10 protein-coding genes are annotated in these 14,453 nt (G+C 71.6%); 7 read left to right on the top strand and 3 right to left on the bottom strand.

The features are described 5' to 3' along the window. Together N1F89_RS14950 and N1F89_RS14955 are read right to left on the bottom strand one after the other, a co-directional pair. The coding region (locus N1F89_RS14950; protein ID WP_290084999.1) for an AsmA protein at positions 1–2,585 on the bottom strand (2,585 nt) is incomplete at its 3' end. Positions 2,586–2,736: 151 nt separating this feature from the next. Continuing rightward, a complete protein-coding gene (locus tag N1F89_RS14955) occupies positions 2,737–4,155 on the bottom strand; it encodes an FAD-linked oxidase C-terminal domain-containing protein (protein ID WP_290085000.1) in 1,419 nt (472 codons plus the stop codon). Positions 4,156–4,295: 140 nt separating this feature from the next. Here N1F89_RS14955 and N1F89_RS14960 point away from each other — a divergent pair, with 140 nt between their 5' ends. The 7 genes from N1F89_RS14960 (at position 4,296) to N1F89_RS14990 (ending at position 13,948) form a co-directional block, all read left to right on the top strand. Beyond that, a complete protein-coding gene (locus N1F89_RS14960) occupies positions 4,296–4,781 on the top strand; it encodes a thioesterase family protein (protein ID WP_290085001.1) in 486 nt (161 codons plus the stop codon). A 258-nt stretch (positions 4,782–5,039) separates the two neighbouring features. Continuing rightward, complete coding sequence (locus N1F89_RS14965; protein WP_290085002.1) at positions 5,040–6,242, top strand: glycine betaine/L-proline ABC transporter ATP-binding protein; 1,203 nt, start codon at positions 5,040–5,042, stop codon at positions 6,240–6,242. Positions 6,243–6,273: 31 nt separating this feature from the next. Further along, entirely contained in the window at positions 6,274–7,218 is a 945-nt protein-coding gene (locus tag N1F89_RS14970; protein ID WP_290085003.1) for a proline/glycine betaine ABC transporter permease, read from the top strand. 76 nt (positions 7,219–7,294) lie between these two features. Continuing rightward, a complete protein-coding gene (gene proX / locus N1F89_RS14975; RefSeq protein WP_290085004.1) occupies positions 7,295–8,338 on the top strand; it encodes a glycine betaine/L-proline ABC transporter substrate-binding protein ProX in 1,044 nt (347 codons plus the stop codon). A 245-nt stretch (positions 8,339–8,583) separates the two neighbouring features. After that, complete coding sequence (locus tag N1F89_RS14980) at positions 8,584–10,218, top strand: chloride channel protein (RefSeq protein ID WP_290085005.1); 1,635 nt, start codon at positions 8,584–8,586, stop codon at positions 10,216–10,218. Positions 10,219–10,336: 118 nt separating this feature from the next. Beyond that, positions 10,337–11,380 (top strand): serine/threonine protein kinase, encoded by a 1,044-nt coding sequence (locus tag N1F89_RS14985; protein ID WP_354670329.1) that lies wholly within the window; start codon positions 10,337–10,339, stop codon positions 11,378–11,380. A gap of 51 nt (positions 11,381–11,431) precedes the next feature. Further along, entirely contained in the window at positions 11,432–13,948 is a 2,517-nt protein-coding gene (locus N1F89_RS14990) for a UvrD-helicase domain-containing protein (RefSeq protein ID WP_290085023.1), read from the top strand. Between the two features lie 40 nt (positions 13,949–13,988). On the opposite strand, the gene N1F89_RS14995 is transcribed toward N1F89_RS14990, so the two are convergent. After that, positions 13,989–14,357, bottom strand: a complete 369-nt coding sequence (locus N1F89_RS14995; RefSeq protein WP_290085006.1) for a hypothetical protein — start codon at positions 14,355–14,357, stop codon at positions 13,989–13,991. Positions 14,358–14,453: the final 96 nt, after the last annotated feature.

Raw genomic sequence — 14,453 nt, forward strand, 5'->3', positions numbered from 1 at the left:
AGCCGCAGCGTCCCGGCGGCCAGGTCGAGCGCCGCCGAGACCGGCACCCGCGCGCTCTGGGCGAACGGCGTCTGCGGCCAGCCGCCGGCCGGATCGGCGAGCGCCGCCTCGCCGTAGAGCAGCGCGACCGCCGGCCACAGATCGAGCGTGCCGAGGTTGAGCGAGCCGGTGACATGCGGCCGGCCGTCCTTCTGCTGGCCGTTGAGGTCGCCGTCGACCGGCGTGCCGGCGACGCTGCCGGTCAGCGCCGACAGCACCAGAAGGCCGTCGGAATACTCGCTCTCGGCGGCCAGCTCGGCCGGCAGGCCGAGACCGAAGCCCGGCAGCGCCAGGCCGGCGGTCGCCAGCCACGGCTCGACGTCGTCGCTTTCCAGCGTGCTGCTGCCGGCCACCGACCAGCCGTCCGGCCCGCGCCTGGCGGCGCCCTCGAAGGTCGCCTCCAGGCCCTCGCCGCGCAGCCCGAAGCGGGTCTCGAAGCCGTCCTGCCGCGAGCCGGCGACGGTCAGCTCGCCCTGCGCCGCGCCGGCAAGGCCGATCGGCAGCGCCGGCAGGCCGATCAGCCCGTAGAGGTCGGCCGCCTCGCCGCTCCTGGCCGACAGCTCGAGCCGCAGCGGCGCCTCGGCATCGGGCGCGATCAGCCCGCGCCCGGAGCCGGCGAGCGAGAAGGCGATGCCGCCGGCCGCCCCCTGCGCGCTGAGCGCGGCGCCGTTGCTGCCGTCGCCATTGTCGGCGACGCTCGCCACCAGGTCGATCTCGGCATTGTCGAGCAGGCCGGGATAGGCCTGCGCGCGCCGGTCGAGCCCGGCGATCAGCCGGCTGTCGGGAAAGCGCCCGGCCAGGGTCGCCACCAGCGGCGCCAGGTCGACCGCCAGCACGGTCGCGTCGATCTGGCCGCGCGGCGCGACGGGGAAGCCCTCGACCGTGCCGGTGGCGCTGACGGTGGCGCCCGACAGGCCCTCGATGGTCAGCCGGTCGATCTCCAGCGTGCCGGCGCGCAGCCGCATGGCGGTGTCGACCGCCTCGGCGGTCAGCCCGGCCGCCGTCACCGGCCCCGCCGCGATGTCGAAGTCGAGGTCGTGGTCGGCCAGCCGGTTGGTGCCGGCGTCGCTGACGAACAGCGAGGCGAAGGCGGCCATGCCCTCGACGTCGAGCCGGTCGCCCGACAGGGCCAGGCTCATCGACGGCCGCGCCTCGCGCGGGGTGCGCCGCTCGATGCGGCCGGTGAAGCGCGCGTCGCCGAGGATCAGCTCGAGGTCGGAGAACGCCTGACGGTGCGGCCCGAGCGCGACCTCGGCGCTGAAGCCGGCCGACGGCAGCCGCCGGATCGCGTCGTCGACGTCGCGCGCCAGCCAGGCGGCGAAGCCCGACGGCTGGCCGACGGCGAGCAGCAGCTCGCCGTCGAACTCCGGCGTGTCGCCGGTCGTCAGCAGGCCCGAGGCCTCGAGCGTCGCGCGGCCGGGCAGCACCGCCGACAGCGACGCCACGCGCCAGCCCTCGGCCTGCGGCGCGGCCGACAGGCCGATGTCGCGCACCATGGTGTCGCCGGCGACGATGGCCGGCAGCTTGAGCTCGACGGTGCCGGGGATCGCCGGCTTCGGCAGGTCGCGCACGAAGCCGGCGAAGGCGGCGAAGCGCTCGCCGATCGGCCGTCCCTCGCCGACCGCCTCGGTGCCGTTCTCCGGAAGCCGGATCTGCGCGCCGTCGGCCATGATCGAGAAGCGCGGATCGGCGCCGAGGTCGAGAAAGGCGCTGCCGGTCGCCATGTAGGGATCGTCGACCGGGCCGGTCTCGAAGCGGAACTCCTCGACCGCCAGCCGCCGGTGATCGAGCCGGAAGCGGCCGGTCACGCGGTTGTCGTCCTCGGCGATCTCGGGAAACGTCGCCGCGGCGGGCGCCGTGCCGGAGGGCTCCTCCAGCGTGTCGATGCGGAAATCGCCGGAATAGACCGCCCGGCCCTCCTCGAACCGCGCCTCGCCGTCGGCCGACAGCGCCACCGGATACCAGGCGGGCTCGGCCTCCAGCCGCACGCGCATGCCGCCGTCGGCGTCAAGGCGGCCGGTCGAGACCGACAGCGCCGTGCGCACGCCGTCGACGCGGAGCTGGCCGTCGATGCGCCACGGCCCGGCAAGCGTGCCGGCCGACAGCACCGCATCGATGTCGGACAGCGCGTGCGTGCGGCCGCTCGCGGCATGGCGCAGCATCAGCCGGCCGTCGCTCACCGTCACCTGCTCGAGCGTCACCTGGCCGGCGTCGAACCGCGTCTCCGGGCGCACCGCCCAGTCGATGGCGCCGGTCTCGCCGATCTCGACGACGACGCGCGGCCGCTCGAGCCGCATGTCGAAGATCAGCACCTCGCCGCGCAGGAACGGCGCCAGCTCGGCGTCCATCGAGAAGGTCTCGACGGTGACGGCCGGCGCGTCGGGCGCGTCGCCGGCCACCGTGACGTCGGAGAAGGTGACGGAGGGAAACGGCAGCAGCCGGGCGCGCGCCGCGCCGTTGACGGACACCTGGCGGCCGAGGATGCGGCTCGCCTCGCGCTCGAAGTCGGCGCGGTAGCTGGTCCAGTCGATGAAATAGGGAGCCACCAGCGCCGCGGTGAGCGCCAGGACGATCAGTCCCCCGACGATGACGAACAGACGCGCCAGATCACTTCTCCTGGTGCTGCGGACGGGATCGCCGGCAGCTTTCGCCCATCAGCGTGTCGATAAAGTGGCGAATCGTCTTGAAACAATGGCGTTATCCGCCCGGCGTGACCAGCATCTTGCCCGGATTCATGATGTTGTGCGGGTCGAGCGCCCGCTTGATCGCCCGCATCACGTCGACGCCCGGGCCGATCTCGCTGCCGAGAAAGCGCATCTTGCCCTGGCCGATGCCGTGCTCGCCGGTGCAGGTGCCGTCCATGGCGATGGCGCGCATGTTGAGCCGCGCCACGAAGGCCTCCGCCCGCGCCACCTCGTCGGCGTCCTCCATATCCATCAGCACCAGCACGTGGAAGTTGCCGTCGCCGACATGGCCGACGATCGGCGCCGGCATGCCGAGCTCGGCGATGTCGGCCTCGGTCTCCACGATGCATTCGGCGAGCCGCGAGATCGGCACGCACACGTCGGTCGACAGCGCCTTGGCGCCCGGCCGCATCGCCAGACCCGCCCAGTAGGCGTCGTGCCGCGCCTTCCACAGCTTCGTCCGCTCTTCCGCCACGCTGGTCCAGCGGAACGGGCCGCCGTCGAACTCGGCGGCGATCTCGCCGAACATCTGCGACTGCTCCTGCACGCCGGCGTCGGTGCCGTGGAACTCGAGGAACAGGCACGGGCCTTCCGGGTAGTCGAGCTTGGAATAGGCGTTGATCGAGCGCATGCCGAGCGCGTTGATGAACTCGATGCGCGCCACCGGGATGCCCATCTGGATGGTCATGATGACCGCCTGGCAGGCCGCCTCGACGCTGGGGAACGGGCACACCCCGCCGGCGATCGCCTGCGGGATGCCGTAGAGCCTGAGCGTCATCGCGGTGATGATGCCGAGCGTGCCCTCCGAGCCGACCATGAGCCGGGTGAGGTCGTAGCCGGCCGACGACTTGCGCGCCCGCCTGGCCGTCGTCACCGCGCGGCCGTCGGCCATCACCGCCGTCAGCGACAGGACGTTCTCGCGCATCGTGCCGTAGCGCACCGCATTGGTGCCCGAGGCGCGCGTCGCCGCCATGCCGCCGAGGCTGGCATTGGCGCCGGGGTCGATGGGGAAGAACAGGCCGGTGTCGCGCAGGTGGTGGTTGAGGTCGTCGCGCGTCACCCCCGGCTCGACCGTGCAGTCGAGGTCCTCGGCATGCACGGCGAGCACCCGGTTCATGCGCGTCGTGTCGATCGACAGCCCGCCGCCCGGCGCGTTGACGTGGCCTTCGAGCGAGGTGCCGGTGCCGTAGGGCACGATCGGCACGCGGTGCTCCGCGCACACCCGCACGGCCTCCTGCACCTCCTCCTGCGTGTCGGGAAACAACACGGCGTCCGGCGGCTGGCCGGGAATGTAGGTGGTGGTGTGGGCGTGCTGCTCGCGCACCGACGCGCCGCTCTGCAGCCGCTCGCCGAACCGCTGCTTGAGCACGCCGAGCGCGGCGGCGATGCCCTCCTCGTTGCGTGCCACCGCCTCAAGATCCGACAGGGCCATGGCGTCCTCCCCTGCGGCGCGGCGGCCGGACCTTGTGGCGCGCGCCGGTTTCCGTTTCTATCGCCCCTGTTTAGTGCGCGCCGCGCAGGAAGGAAACAGGCGCGGCCGCCGGCGGCCGTGCCGAACATGCGAGACAGCCGATGCCCGATGCCGCCCCGTTCGTGTCCAGCGCGATGTCCGTCGAACCCGCGTGGATCGACTACAACGGTCACCTGAACATGGCCTATTACAACGTGCTGTTCGACCGCTGCTCGGACGAGGCCTTCGAGGTGCTGGGCATGGGGCCGGACTATGCGCGCGGCCGCAAGCTGACGATCTACACGGCCGAGATCCACGTCTGCTATCTGCGCGAGCTGCACGAGGGCGACCGCGTCACCTGCACCTTCCACCTGGTCGACCACGACGCCAAGCGGCTGCACGTCTACCAGGAGCTGCGCCACACCGACGGCTGGACGGCGGCGACGGCGGAGGTGCTGTCGCTGCACATCGACATGGCCGGCCCGCGCGTCGCCCCCTTCCCGCCCGACGTGATGCAGCGGGTCGAGGCGATGGCGGCCGCCCATTCCGGCCTCGAACGGCCGGCGCGCACCGGCCGCGCGATCGGCATCGCACGCAAGGCGGCCTGACGCGAAAGGTCGCGGTCAAGGCGATCTCGTGCCCTTTTCGCGACTTTTTTTGGGACGAGGTGCGGCAAAGGGTTGTCATCTCGGCCATGCAGTCTAGGTCTGGAGCGACAAAGGTCGCCGGCAACCCGGTCCGAACGGGAGATCGGAGCAGGTCTATACGGGTCCGGACGACCGCATAAGGGGAACATCGCCAGGCATTTTGCCGCGATCCGCAGGTCGAGCCCGCGGATCGGTCTGATCATGTTCGTACCGGATGCCATGTCTTCCAAGATCATTGCCAAGAACGTCTACAAGATATTCGGCGAGCAGCCGGAAACCGCTCTGGAGATGCTGCGCCAGGGCCGCTCCAAGGACGAGATCCTGCGCGAGACGGGAATGACCGTCGGCGTGCGCGACACCTCCTTCACCGTCGAGGAGGCGCAGATCTTCGTCGTCATGGGGCTGTCGGGCTCCGGCAAGTCGACGCTGGTGCGCATGATCAACGGGCTGATCCCGCCGACCGCCGGCGAGATCCTGATCGACGGCGACGACGTCGCGGCGGCCGACGCCCAGAAGCTGCGCCAAATCCGCCGCGACAAGGTGGCGATGGTGTTCCAGCACTTCGCCCTGTTCCCGCACAAGACGGTCGCCGACAACGTCGCCTACGGCCTGAAGATCAAGGGCATGAAAGCGGCCGAGCGGCGCCAGCGCGCCGAGCAGGCGCTCGCCCAGGTCGGGCTCGAGGCCTATGCCGACAGCTACCCCGAGGAGCTGTCGGGCGGCATGCAGCAGCGCGTGGGGCTGGCCCGCGGGCTCGCCGCCGAGCCCGAGATCCTGTTGATGGACGAGCCGTTCTCGGCGCTCGACCCGCTGATCCGCCGCGACATGCAGGAGGAGCTGCTCGAGCTGCAGCGCTCGATGAAGAAGACGATCGTCTTCATCACCCACGATCTCAACGAGGCGCTGATCCTCGGCGACCAGATCGCCATCATGAAGGACGGCCGCTTCGTCCAGGTCGGCACCGCCGAGGAGATCGTCGGCGCGCCGGCCGACGACTACGTCGCCGCCTTCACCCAGGACATCGACCGCTCGCGCGTGTTCACGGCCGGCAGCGTCGCCCAGCCGGCCGAGCCCGTCGAGCTCGGCAAGGACACCGTGGCCGTCGCGCTGGAGCGCATGGAGAGGCTCGGCCGCGACGCGCTCTACGTCGTCGACGGCAAGCGCATCGCCGGCGCCGTCGCCTACCGCGACCTGGCCCCGCTGGCGCGCGAGGACGGCAGCCTGGAATCGGCGCTGATCACCGACTACCCGAAGGCGACGCGCACGACCCAGCTCAACGAGCTCTACCCGCTCGCCCAGAGCGGCCTGCCGATCGCGCTCGTCAGTCGCCGCGGCGCGCTCGAGGGCGTCGTGGCGCCGCAGGATGTCTTCGGCAAGCTCGCCGGCACCGACGAGCCGCCGACCGAACCGGCGTCCGCCTGAACCGCCGCATCACTGCCGACAGGAGACCGCGATGCCGAGTCCCGCCGATCTTTTCACCATTCCGCTCGACGACTGGATCAACACCTTCGTGCGCGACTGGCTGGTGCCGAACTTCCGGCCCGCCTTCCGCGCCATGCAGTGGCCGGTCACCCAGGTCCTCAACGGGCTCGAGGCCTTTCTGCAGGCCGTGCCGATGGCCGTCTTCACCGTCGTCCTGGCCGCCATCGCCTGGCGCACGGCGGGCCGCGGCGTGGCGCTGTTCACGCTCGTCTCGCTCATCTTCATCGACCTGATCGAACTGTGGCCGGAGACGATGACGACGCTCGCCATGATCGTCACGGCGGTGCTGTTCTGCACCGTCATCGGCGTGCCGGTCGGCATCGCCGCGGCGCGCAGCGACCGCTTCCTGGCGGTGCTGCGCCCGGTGCTCGACATCATGCAGACGATCCCGCCCTTCGTCTATCTGGTGCCGATCGTCATGCTGTTCGGCGTCGGCATGGTGCCGGGCATCATCGCCACCATCGTCTTCGCGCTGCCGCCGATCATCCGGCTGACCAACCTCGGCATCCGCAACGTGCGCGGCGACCTGATCGAGGCCGGCCACGCCTTCGGCTCGACGCCGTGGCAGATGCTGTGGGAGATCCAGTTCCCGCTCGCCCTGCGCACCATCATGGCCGGCCTCAACCAGACGCTGATGCTGGCGCTGTCGATGGTGGTGATCGCTGCGCTGATCGGCGCCGGCGGGCTCGGCCTCGTCGTGTTCACCGGCCTCGGCCGCCTCGACGTCGGCAACGCGACGGCCGGCGGCATCGGCATCGTCATCATCGCCATCATCCTCGACCGCATCACCCAGGCGCTCGGCGAGCGCCGGCAGGTCGGCGGCACGTCGCTGTGGTCGACGCTCAAGGGGCTGTTCCGCCCGGCCGCCGCACCGACGGTCGAGGCGCCCGAACGGCAGGCCGACCGGCCTGCCTGAGATCCGTCGCGCAAGGCGACGGCCGTACCCCGCTTCCCCGAGGCGGGCCCATGCAACGAGACAGAGGAGACTTCACATGAGAAGGTCGAATCTCGCACGCTTTCTCGCCGTCGGCGTATCCGCCGCGGCGCTGCTCAGCGTCCCGCTGACCACCGCCGGCGCGCAGGACATGCCCGGCGACGGCACCACGATCAACATGGCGCGCGCCACCTGGGACACCGGCTGGTTCCACACCGAGGTCTACAAGCAGCTTCTCGAGGAGCTCGGCTACGCGGTCGAGGGTCCGCAGACGCTCGACAACCCGCCCTTCTACCAGGCGGTCTCGCAGGGCGACGTCGACCTGTGGGTCAACGGCTGGTTCCCGCTGCACAACAGCTACGAGAGCACCATCGAGCAGGGTGCGGAGATCGTCGGCTACGTCGCCAAGGGCGGCGCGCTGCAGGGCTATCTCGTCGATTCCGACTCGGTCGAGGAGTTCAACATCACCTCGCTCGAGGACTTCAAGCGCGACGAGGTCAAGGAAGCCTTCGACCGCAATGGCGACGGCAAGGCGGACATGGTCGCCTGCCCGCCCGGCTGGGGCTGCGAGCTGGTGATCGAGCATCACCTCGACGCCTATGATCTGCGCGATCACGTCAACCCGATCAAGGCCGGCTACGCCGCCTCGATGGCCGACGCGATCGCCGCCGAGCAGCAGGGCGAGCCGATCCTGTTCTACACCTGGACGCCGAACTGGACGGTCAGCGAGCTGGCGCCCGGCGAACAGGTGATGTGGATCCAGGTGCCCGAGGTGAGCCTGCCGGAAGACCAGGCCGACCTCGCCGACGCCGCCACCATGGAAGGCGTCGCCGGCTGCGTCGCCGACCCGTGCATGCTCGGCTTCCCGGCCAACGACATCCGCTCGGTCGCCAACGCCGCCTTCCTGGAGGAGAACCCGGCGGCGCGCGCGCTGCTCGAGCAGGCCAGCATCCCGCTGCAGGACATCTACGACCAGAACGCGAAGATGCAGGCCGGCGAGGACGACGCCGAGGACATCGAGCGGCACGCCAGCGAGTGGATCGAGAACAACCGCGAGATGGTCGACGGCTGGCTCGAGGCGGCGCGCGACGCGGCCTCCTGATCCGGCCCCAACCGGCGCATGAGGAAGGGCGGGCCCGCGGGTCCGCCCTTTTTTCGTGCGGCCGGCGCCGCGCGGGCGGCCTGCGGCCGAAGGACGCCCCGCCCTGCACGGCGCGCCGCGCCGCGCGGCTGGCCTTTCGGCGCCGAATCGCTACAGTCCGCGGGCGAAAGGGGTCGACGGCCGGCGCCGCCGCGCTGCGGCCACGGCACGTGCCGGGCGGCCCGCTCGCCAGCCGCCGGGACCCGATGCCGATCACGATGCTCAAGCGCCTGCCGAAGGTCCTCGCCACCTGGATCGAGCCCAATCTGCGCAGCTTCGTGGAATCCCGGCAGCCGACGATCTGGCTGCTGTCGCTGCTGGTCGGCCTCGCCGTCGCGGTCGCCGCCATCCTCTTCCGCGAGGGGATCGGCCTGGTGCAGCTCCTGTGGCTCGGCACCCGCTCCGAGCGCGTCTTCTCCACCGCCCAGCACCTGCCCTGGTACTGGGTGATGGCCGGCCCGACGCTGGGCGGCCTCGTCGTCGGCCTGCTGCTCTACCGGCTGCAGGCGCGCCGCACCGGCGCGGTGGCCGACGTCATCGAGGCGCGCGCCATCTCCGGGCGCAAGCTGTCGCTGCGCAACGGCCTGCTGTCGGCGGTCGTCACCGTCATCTCGCTCGGCGCCGGCGCCTCGGCCGGCCGCGAGGGGCCGGTGGTGCATCTCGGCGCCGTGCTCGCCACCGCCATCGCCTGGCGCGCCCGGCTGCCCGAATGGTGCCGCCGCACGCTGCTCGCCGCCGGCGTGGCGAGCGCCATCTCGGCCTCCTTCAACGCGCCGATCGCCGGCGTGCTGTTCGCCCACGAGGTGATCCTCGGCCACTACGCCATGCGCTCCTTCGTGCCGATCGTCATCGCCTCGACGGCCGGCGGCGTCGCCTCGCGGCTGTGGTTCGGCGACGTCGCCGCCTTCCTGGTGCCCGACCACCAGATCACCTCGTTCTGGGAGTATCCGGCCTTCGCGCTGCTCGGCGTCACGGCGGCGGTGGTGGCGGTGCTGTTCCAGTTCGCCCTGTTCGCCGCCGACTACGTGGCGCGCGGCATCGAGGTGCCGCTGTGGCTGCGGCCGGTGACCGGCGGGCTGATGGTCGGCGCCATCGCGCTGGTCTTCCCGCAGGTGCTGGGCGTCGGCTACGAGGTGACCGACATGGCGCTGTGGAACCGGCTGCCGCTCGGCATCATGCTGATCCTGATCGTCGTCAAGACGGTCGCCACGGCGATCACGCTGGCCTCGCGCTTCGGCGGCGGCATCTTCTCGCCGGCGCTCTATCTCGGCGCGCTGACCGGCGGCGCCTTCGGCATCATCGCCGCCGAGGTCTTTCCCGACCTCGCCTCCAGCGAGGGCCTCTATGCCATCCTCGGCATGGGCGCGGTGGCCGGCGCGGTGCTCGGCGCGCCGATCTCGACCACCGTCATCGTCTTCGAACTGACCGGCGGCTACGCACTGTCGATCGCGCTGCTGCTCAGCGTCGCCGTCGCGCACGGCATCAACCAGGCGATCCACGGCCACTCCTGGTTCCACTGGCAGCTCGAGATGCGCGGCCTGTTCCTGCAGGAGGGGCCGCATCGCGCGCTCGGCCAGATCACCCGAGTGATGGACTTCATGGAGCCGCTGCCCGACGACGCCGAGCCGGTCGCCTACGACGCCGAGCGCGGCGTGCCGGCGCTCAAGCCGACCGACACGCTGGAAACGGCGCTGCGCGCCTTCGACACGGGCGGCCACGACCGCCTGCCGGTGGTCGACCCGCGCGACGCCACCCGCATCATCGCCTGGGCGAGCCACGTGCGGGCGCTGCGCTACTTCAACCGCGCGCTCGTGCAGGCGAGCGAGGAGGAGCACCGCTAGGCGTCCCGGCCGCGCGGCCGGACTGCGGCATGCCGGGGCGCCGCGCCCACGCAGGGCGTTTCCATCGCCGCGGCGACGCGGTATGCTCGGTGCGTCCTCAACCGCCGCCGGTCGTGCCATGACGGCATTCGTGACCGAGACCGTGCTCAAGCGCGACGTCTTCTCGGAGACGCGCAAGGGACATTTCGCCCAGACACCCGATGCGCCGGTGGTCCGCCGCCTCGTCTCGGCCGCGCCGTGGTGGTCGCGCCCGCTCGCCCGGCTGCTCGCCCGGCGCGAGGTGCGCGGCCTCCAGGCGGTCGGCGGCATTGCCGGCACGCCGGCGCTGATCGCCGTCGATCGCGACGGGCTTTTCCGGCACTGGAGCGACGGCACGCCGCTGCATCTCGCCCGGCCGGCCGATCCGTTCTGGTACCGCGACGCCGCCCGGCTGCTGCGCGACATGCGGCGCGCCGGCATCACCCACAACGATCTCGCCAAGCCGCAGAACTGGCTGGTGCGGCCGGACGGCTCGGCCGCCGTCATCGACTTCCAGCTCGCCTCGCGCCACCGCCGGCGCGGGCTGTGGTACCGGCTGCTCGCCTACGAGGACCGGCGCCATCTCGCCAAGCAGAAGCGCGCCTTCGCGCCGCAGCTCCTGACGGCGGGCGAGCGGCGCATCCTGGCCCGCCGCTCGCTGCCCTCGCGGCTGTGGCGAGCGACCGGCAAGCGGCTCTACAACGCCCTGACCCGCGGCGTGCTGCGCTGGTCCGACGGCGAAGGCACGGGCGACAGGCTGGAGCGCGAGGCGGCGGCGATCCTCGCCGCGCTGAAGCGCCACCCCGCCGTCGCGGACGTCGCGCTCGCCGTCTTCCCGCTGCCGCGCAGGGGCACCGGCATCTACGCCTTCGTGGAAACCCGCGAGCCGCTGACCGGCGCGGCGCTCGCCGCGCTGCGCCGGACGCCCGGCATGACCGCCGATCTCGTGCAGCCGGTCGCCCGGCTGCCGCGCGGCGACGACGGCCGCCTGCGCGAGGACGTGCTCTGCCTGATCGCCATGAACCGGGTGGCCGAGCTCGACGGGCTGACCGCCGGCGACGCGGCGCTGGCGGCCGGCGCGCGCGCCATCGCGGCCGCCCGGCTCAACCTCGGCGACCGCCGCCTGGCCGGCGCCGAGCGCTGAGTTGCCGCGCGCGGCTGGCCTTTCCCCCCCGAATCACTACATTCGGGCATGATGTCCGGCGCGCCCGACGATATTCCGTTCTTCGACGACGACGAGCCCGCCCGCCCCGCGGCGGCCGGCGGCGGCATCGCCGCGCGCGCCATGGCCGCGCGCCAGCGCAGCGCGCCCGACTATCTCGCCGGCCTCAACCCCGAGCAGCGCCAGGCGGTGGAGACGACCGAGGGGCCGGTTCTGGTGCTGGCCGGCGCCGGCACCGGCAAGACGCGGGTGCTGACGACGCGCATCGCCCACATCCTGGCGACCGGCCGCGCCTTTCCCGGCCAGATCCTCGCCGTCACCTTCACCAACAAGGCGGCGCGCGAGATGAAGGCGCGCGTCGGCGTGCTGGTCGGCCAGGCGGTCGAGGGCATGCCGTGGCTCGGCACCTTCCACTCGATCGGCGTCAAGCTGCTGCGCCGCCATGCCGAGCTCGCCGGCCTGCGCTCCGACTTCACCATCCTCGACACCGACGACCAGATCCGGCTGCTCAAGCAGCTCATCCAGGCCGAGGGGCTGGACGACAAGCGCTGGCCGGCGCGCCAGTTCGCGCAGATGATCGACGGCTGGAAGAACAAGGGCCTGGCGCCGCACGAGATTCCCGAAGGCGACGCGCGCGCCTTCGCCAACGGCCGAGGCCGCGCCCTGTTCGCCGCCTATCAGGAGCGGCTGAAGACGCTCAACGCGGTCGATTTCGGCGACCTTCTGTGCCACCCGATCCGCATTCTGCGCGACCACCCCGACGTGCTCGCCGAGTATCACCGCAAGTTCAAGTACATCCTGGTCGACGAGTACCAGGACACCAACACCGCGCAGTATCTGTGGCTGCGGCTTCTGGCGCAGCGCAGCCGGGCGAAGGACGCCGCGCAGCCCACCGTCAACATCTGCTGCGTCGGCGACGACGACCAGTCGATCTACGGCTGGCGCGGCGCCGAGGTCGACAACATCCTGCGCTTCGAGAAGGACTTTCCCGGCGCCACCGTGATCCGGCTCGAGCGCAACTACCGCTCGACCGCCCACATCCTGGGCGCGGCCTCGCACCTGATCGCCCACAACGAGGGCCGGCTCGGCAAGACGCTGTTCACCGAGGCCGACGACGTCGACGACGCCAAGGTCAAGGTGCACGCCGCCTGGGATTCGGAGGAGGAGGCGCGCGCCGTCGGCGAGGAGATCGAATCGCTGCAGCGCAAGGGCCACGCGCTCAACGACATGGCGATCCTGGTGCGCGCCTCGTTCCAGATGCGCGAGTTCGAGGACCGCTTCGTCACGCTCGGCCTCAACTACCGGGTGATCGGCGGGCCGCGCTTCTACGAGCGCCAGGAGATCCGCGACGCGATGGCCTATTTCCGCGTCGTCGCCCAGGGCGCCGACGACCTCGCCTTCGAGCGCATCGTCAACGTGCCCAAGCGCGGCCTCGGCGAGGCGACCGTGCGGCTGATCCACGACACCGCGCGCCGGCTCGGCGTGCCGATGCTGCAGGCCGCGCGCGACCTGGTCGGCACGGAGGAGCTGAAGCCCAAGCCGCGCGCCTCGCTGCGCACGGTGGTGGAGAACTTTGCCCGCTGGCAGGGCCTGCTCGACGACACGCCGCACACCGAGCTCGCCGAGACGATCCTCGAGGAGTCGGGCTACACCGACATGTGGAAGAACGACCGCTCGGCCGACGCGCCGGGCCGGCTCGACAACCTCAAGGAGCTGATCCGCTCCATGGAGGAGTACGAATCGCTGCGCGGCTTCCTCGAGCATGTCGCGCTGGTGATGGACGCCGAGCAGCAGGAGGATCTCGACGCGGTCAGCCTGATGACGCTGCACTCGGCCAAGGGGCTGGAGTTCGAGACCGTCTTCCTGCCCGGCTGGGAGGAAGGCCTGTTCCCACACCAGCGCGCGCTCGACGAGGGCGGCCGCTCCGGCCTCGAGGAGGAGCGCCGGCTGGCCTATGTCGGCCTGACGCGCGCCAAGCAGCGGCTGCACCTGTGGTTCACCTCCAACCGGCGCATCCACGGCCTGTGGCAGACGACCATCCCCTCGCGCTTTCTCGACGAGCTGCCGGAGACGCATGTCGAGGTGGCCGAGGACGGCGCGTCCTACGGCGGCTACGGCCGCGGCTTCGGCGACGGCTTCGCCGGACGGCCCAACCCGTACGGCCGCTCGCGCTTCGACGAGATGGACCGCTCGAGCTTCTCCAACACCTATGCCACGCCCGGCTGGCAGCGCGCGCAGAAGAACCGCACCGAGGCGACCGACCGCAACTGGGGCACGCGCTCGGGCGTGGCGGTCGAGCGGATCGGCTACGGCGAGCCGGATTCGGGCTACGGCGCCGGCCGCGGCGCGGTCAAGGGCCGGGTCATCGAGGGCGAGCTGGTGGCCCGCTCGGTGGCCGACGCGCCGTCCGACTTCGCCGTCGGCGACCGCGTCTTCCACCAGAAATTCGGCAACGGCAACATCGCCGCGATCGACGGCAACAAGCTGACCATCGACTTCGACAAGGCGGGCCAGAAGCGCGTGCTGGACGGCTTCGTCAGGCCGGCGTGACGGCGCGCGCGGCCACCGCCGGCGCGCCGCTGCCCTCCTGCTACCGGTATTTTTCCGCCAGGCGCTCGTATTCCTGACAGGCCGGCGTGCCGTTGGCGTCCATCGCCTCGAGCTCGGCGCACGACAGCGCGGCCATCGAATTGAGGCAGGCGACCGCCGGGTCGTAGAGCTCGTGATACTGCGCCACGGCGGCGAAGTTCTCCTCCATCGCCACGCACATGGAATCGAGCCCCTGGGTGATCTGCGCCTTGACCGCCTCGCTCATGCCCTCGGCGCCTTCCATCTCCTGCAGCGCGCAGCTCTTGGCCTGCGCGCACATCGCCTGCGAGGCCTCGCTCAGCGGATCGGCCGTGGCGGGCGCGGCGGCGGCAAGGGCGAGGCCGAGGGCGGCGGCGAACGGTCGGATCATCGGGCAGGTTCCTTTCGAGCATCGAATCGCGATGCCGGCGAGGCTAGAGGGTTTCCAGGCGAAGTGGAAACGCTATAGACCACGCGGGCGGCGGTC

The sequence above is a fragment of the Aquibium sp. A9E412 genome (assembly GCF_030398335.1).
Lineage (GTDB): Bacteria > Pseudomonadota > Alphaproteobacteria > Rhizobiales > Rhizobiaceae > A9E412.

Excerpts from the sequence above, each read along its gene's own strand:
- N1F89_RS14965 (WP_290085002.1), top strand. The coding sequence starts at position 5,040 with ATGTCTTCCAAGATCATTGCCAAGAACGTCTACAAGATATTCGGCGAG.
- N1F89_RS14960 (WP_290085001.1), top strand. The coding sequence starts at position 4,296 with ATGCCCGATGCCGCCCCGTTCGTGTCCAGCGCGATGTCCGTCGAACCC.
- N1F89_RS14995 (WP_290085006.1), bottom strand. The coding sequence starts at position 14,357 with ATGATCCGACCGTTCGCCGCCGCCCTCGGCCTCGCCCTTGCCGCCGCC.
- N1F89_RS14970 (WP_290085003.1), top strand. The coding sequence starts at position 6,274 with ATGCCGAGTCCCGCCGATCTTTTCACCATTCCGCTCGACGACTGGATC.
- N1F89_RS14990 (WP_290085023.1), top strand. The coding sequence starts at position 11,432 with ATGTCCGGCGCGCCCGACGATATTCCGTTCTTCGACGACGACGAGCCC.
- N1F89_RS14955 (WP_290085000.1), bottom strand. The coding sequence starts at position 4,155 with ATGGCCCTGTCGGATCTTGAGGCGGTGGCACGCAACGAGGAGGGCATC.
- proX (WP_290085004.1), top strand. The coding sequence starts at position 7,295 with ATGAGAAGGTCGAATCTCGCACGCTTTCTCGCCGTCGGCGTATCCGCC.
- N1F89_RS14985 (WP_354670329.1), top strand. The coding sequence starts at position 10,337 with ATGACGGCATTCGTGACCGAGACCGTGCTCAAGCGCGACGTCTTCTCG.
- N1F89_RS14980 (WP_290085005.1), top strand. The coding sequence starts at position 8,584 with ATGCCGATCACGATGCTCAAGCGCCTGCCGAAGGTCCTCGCCACCTGG.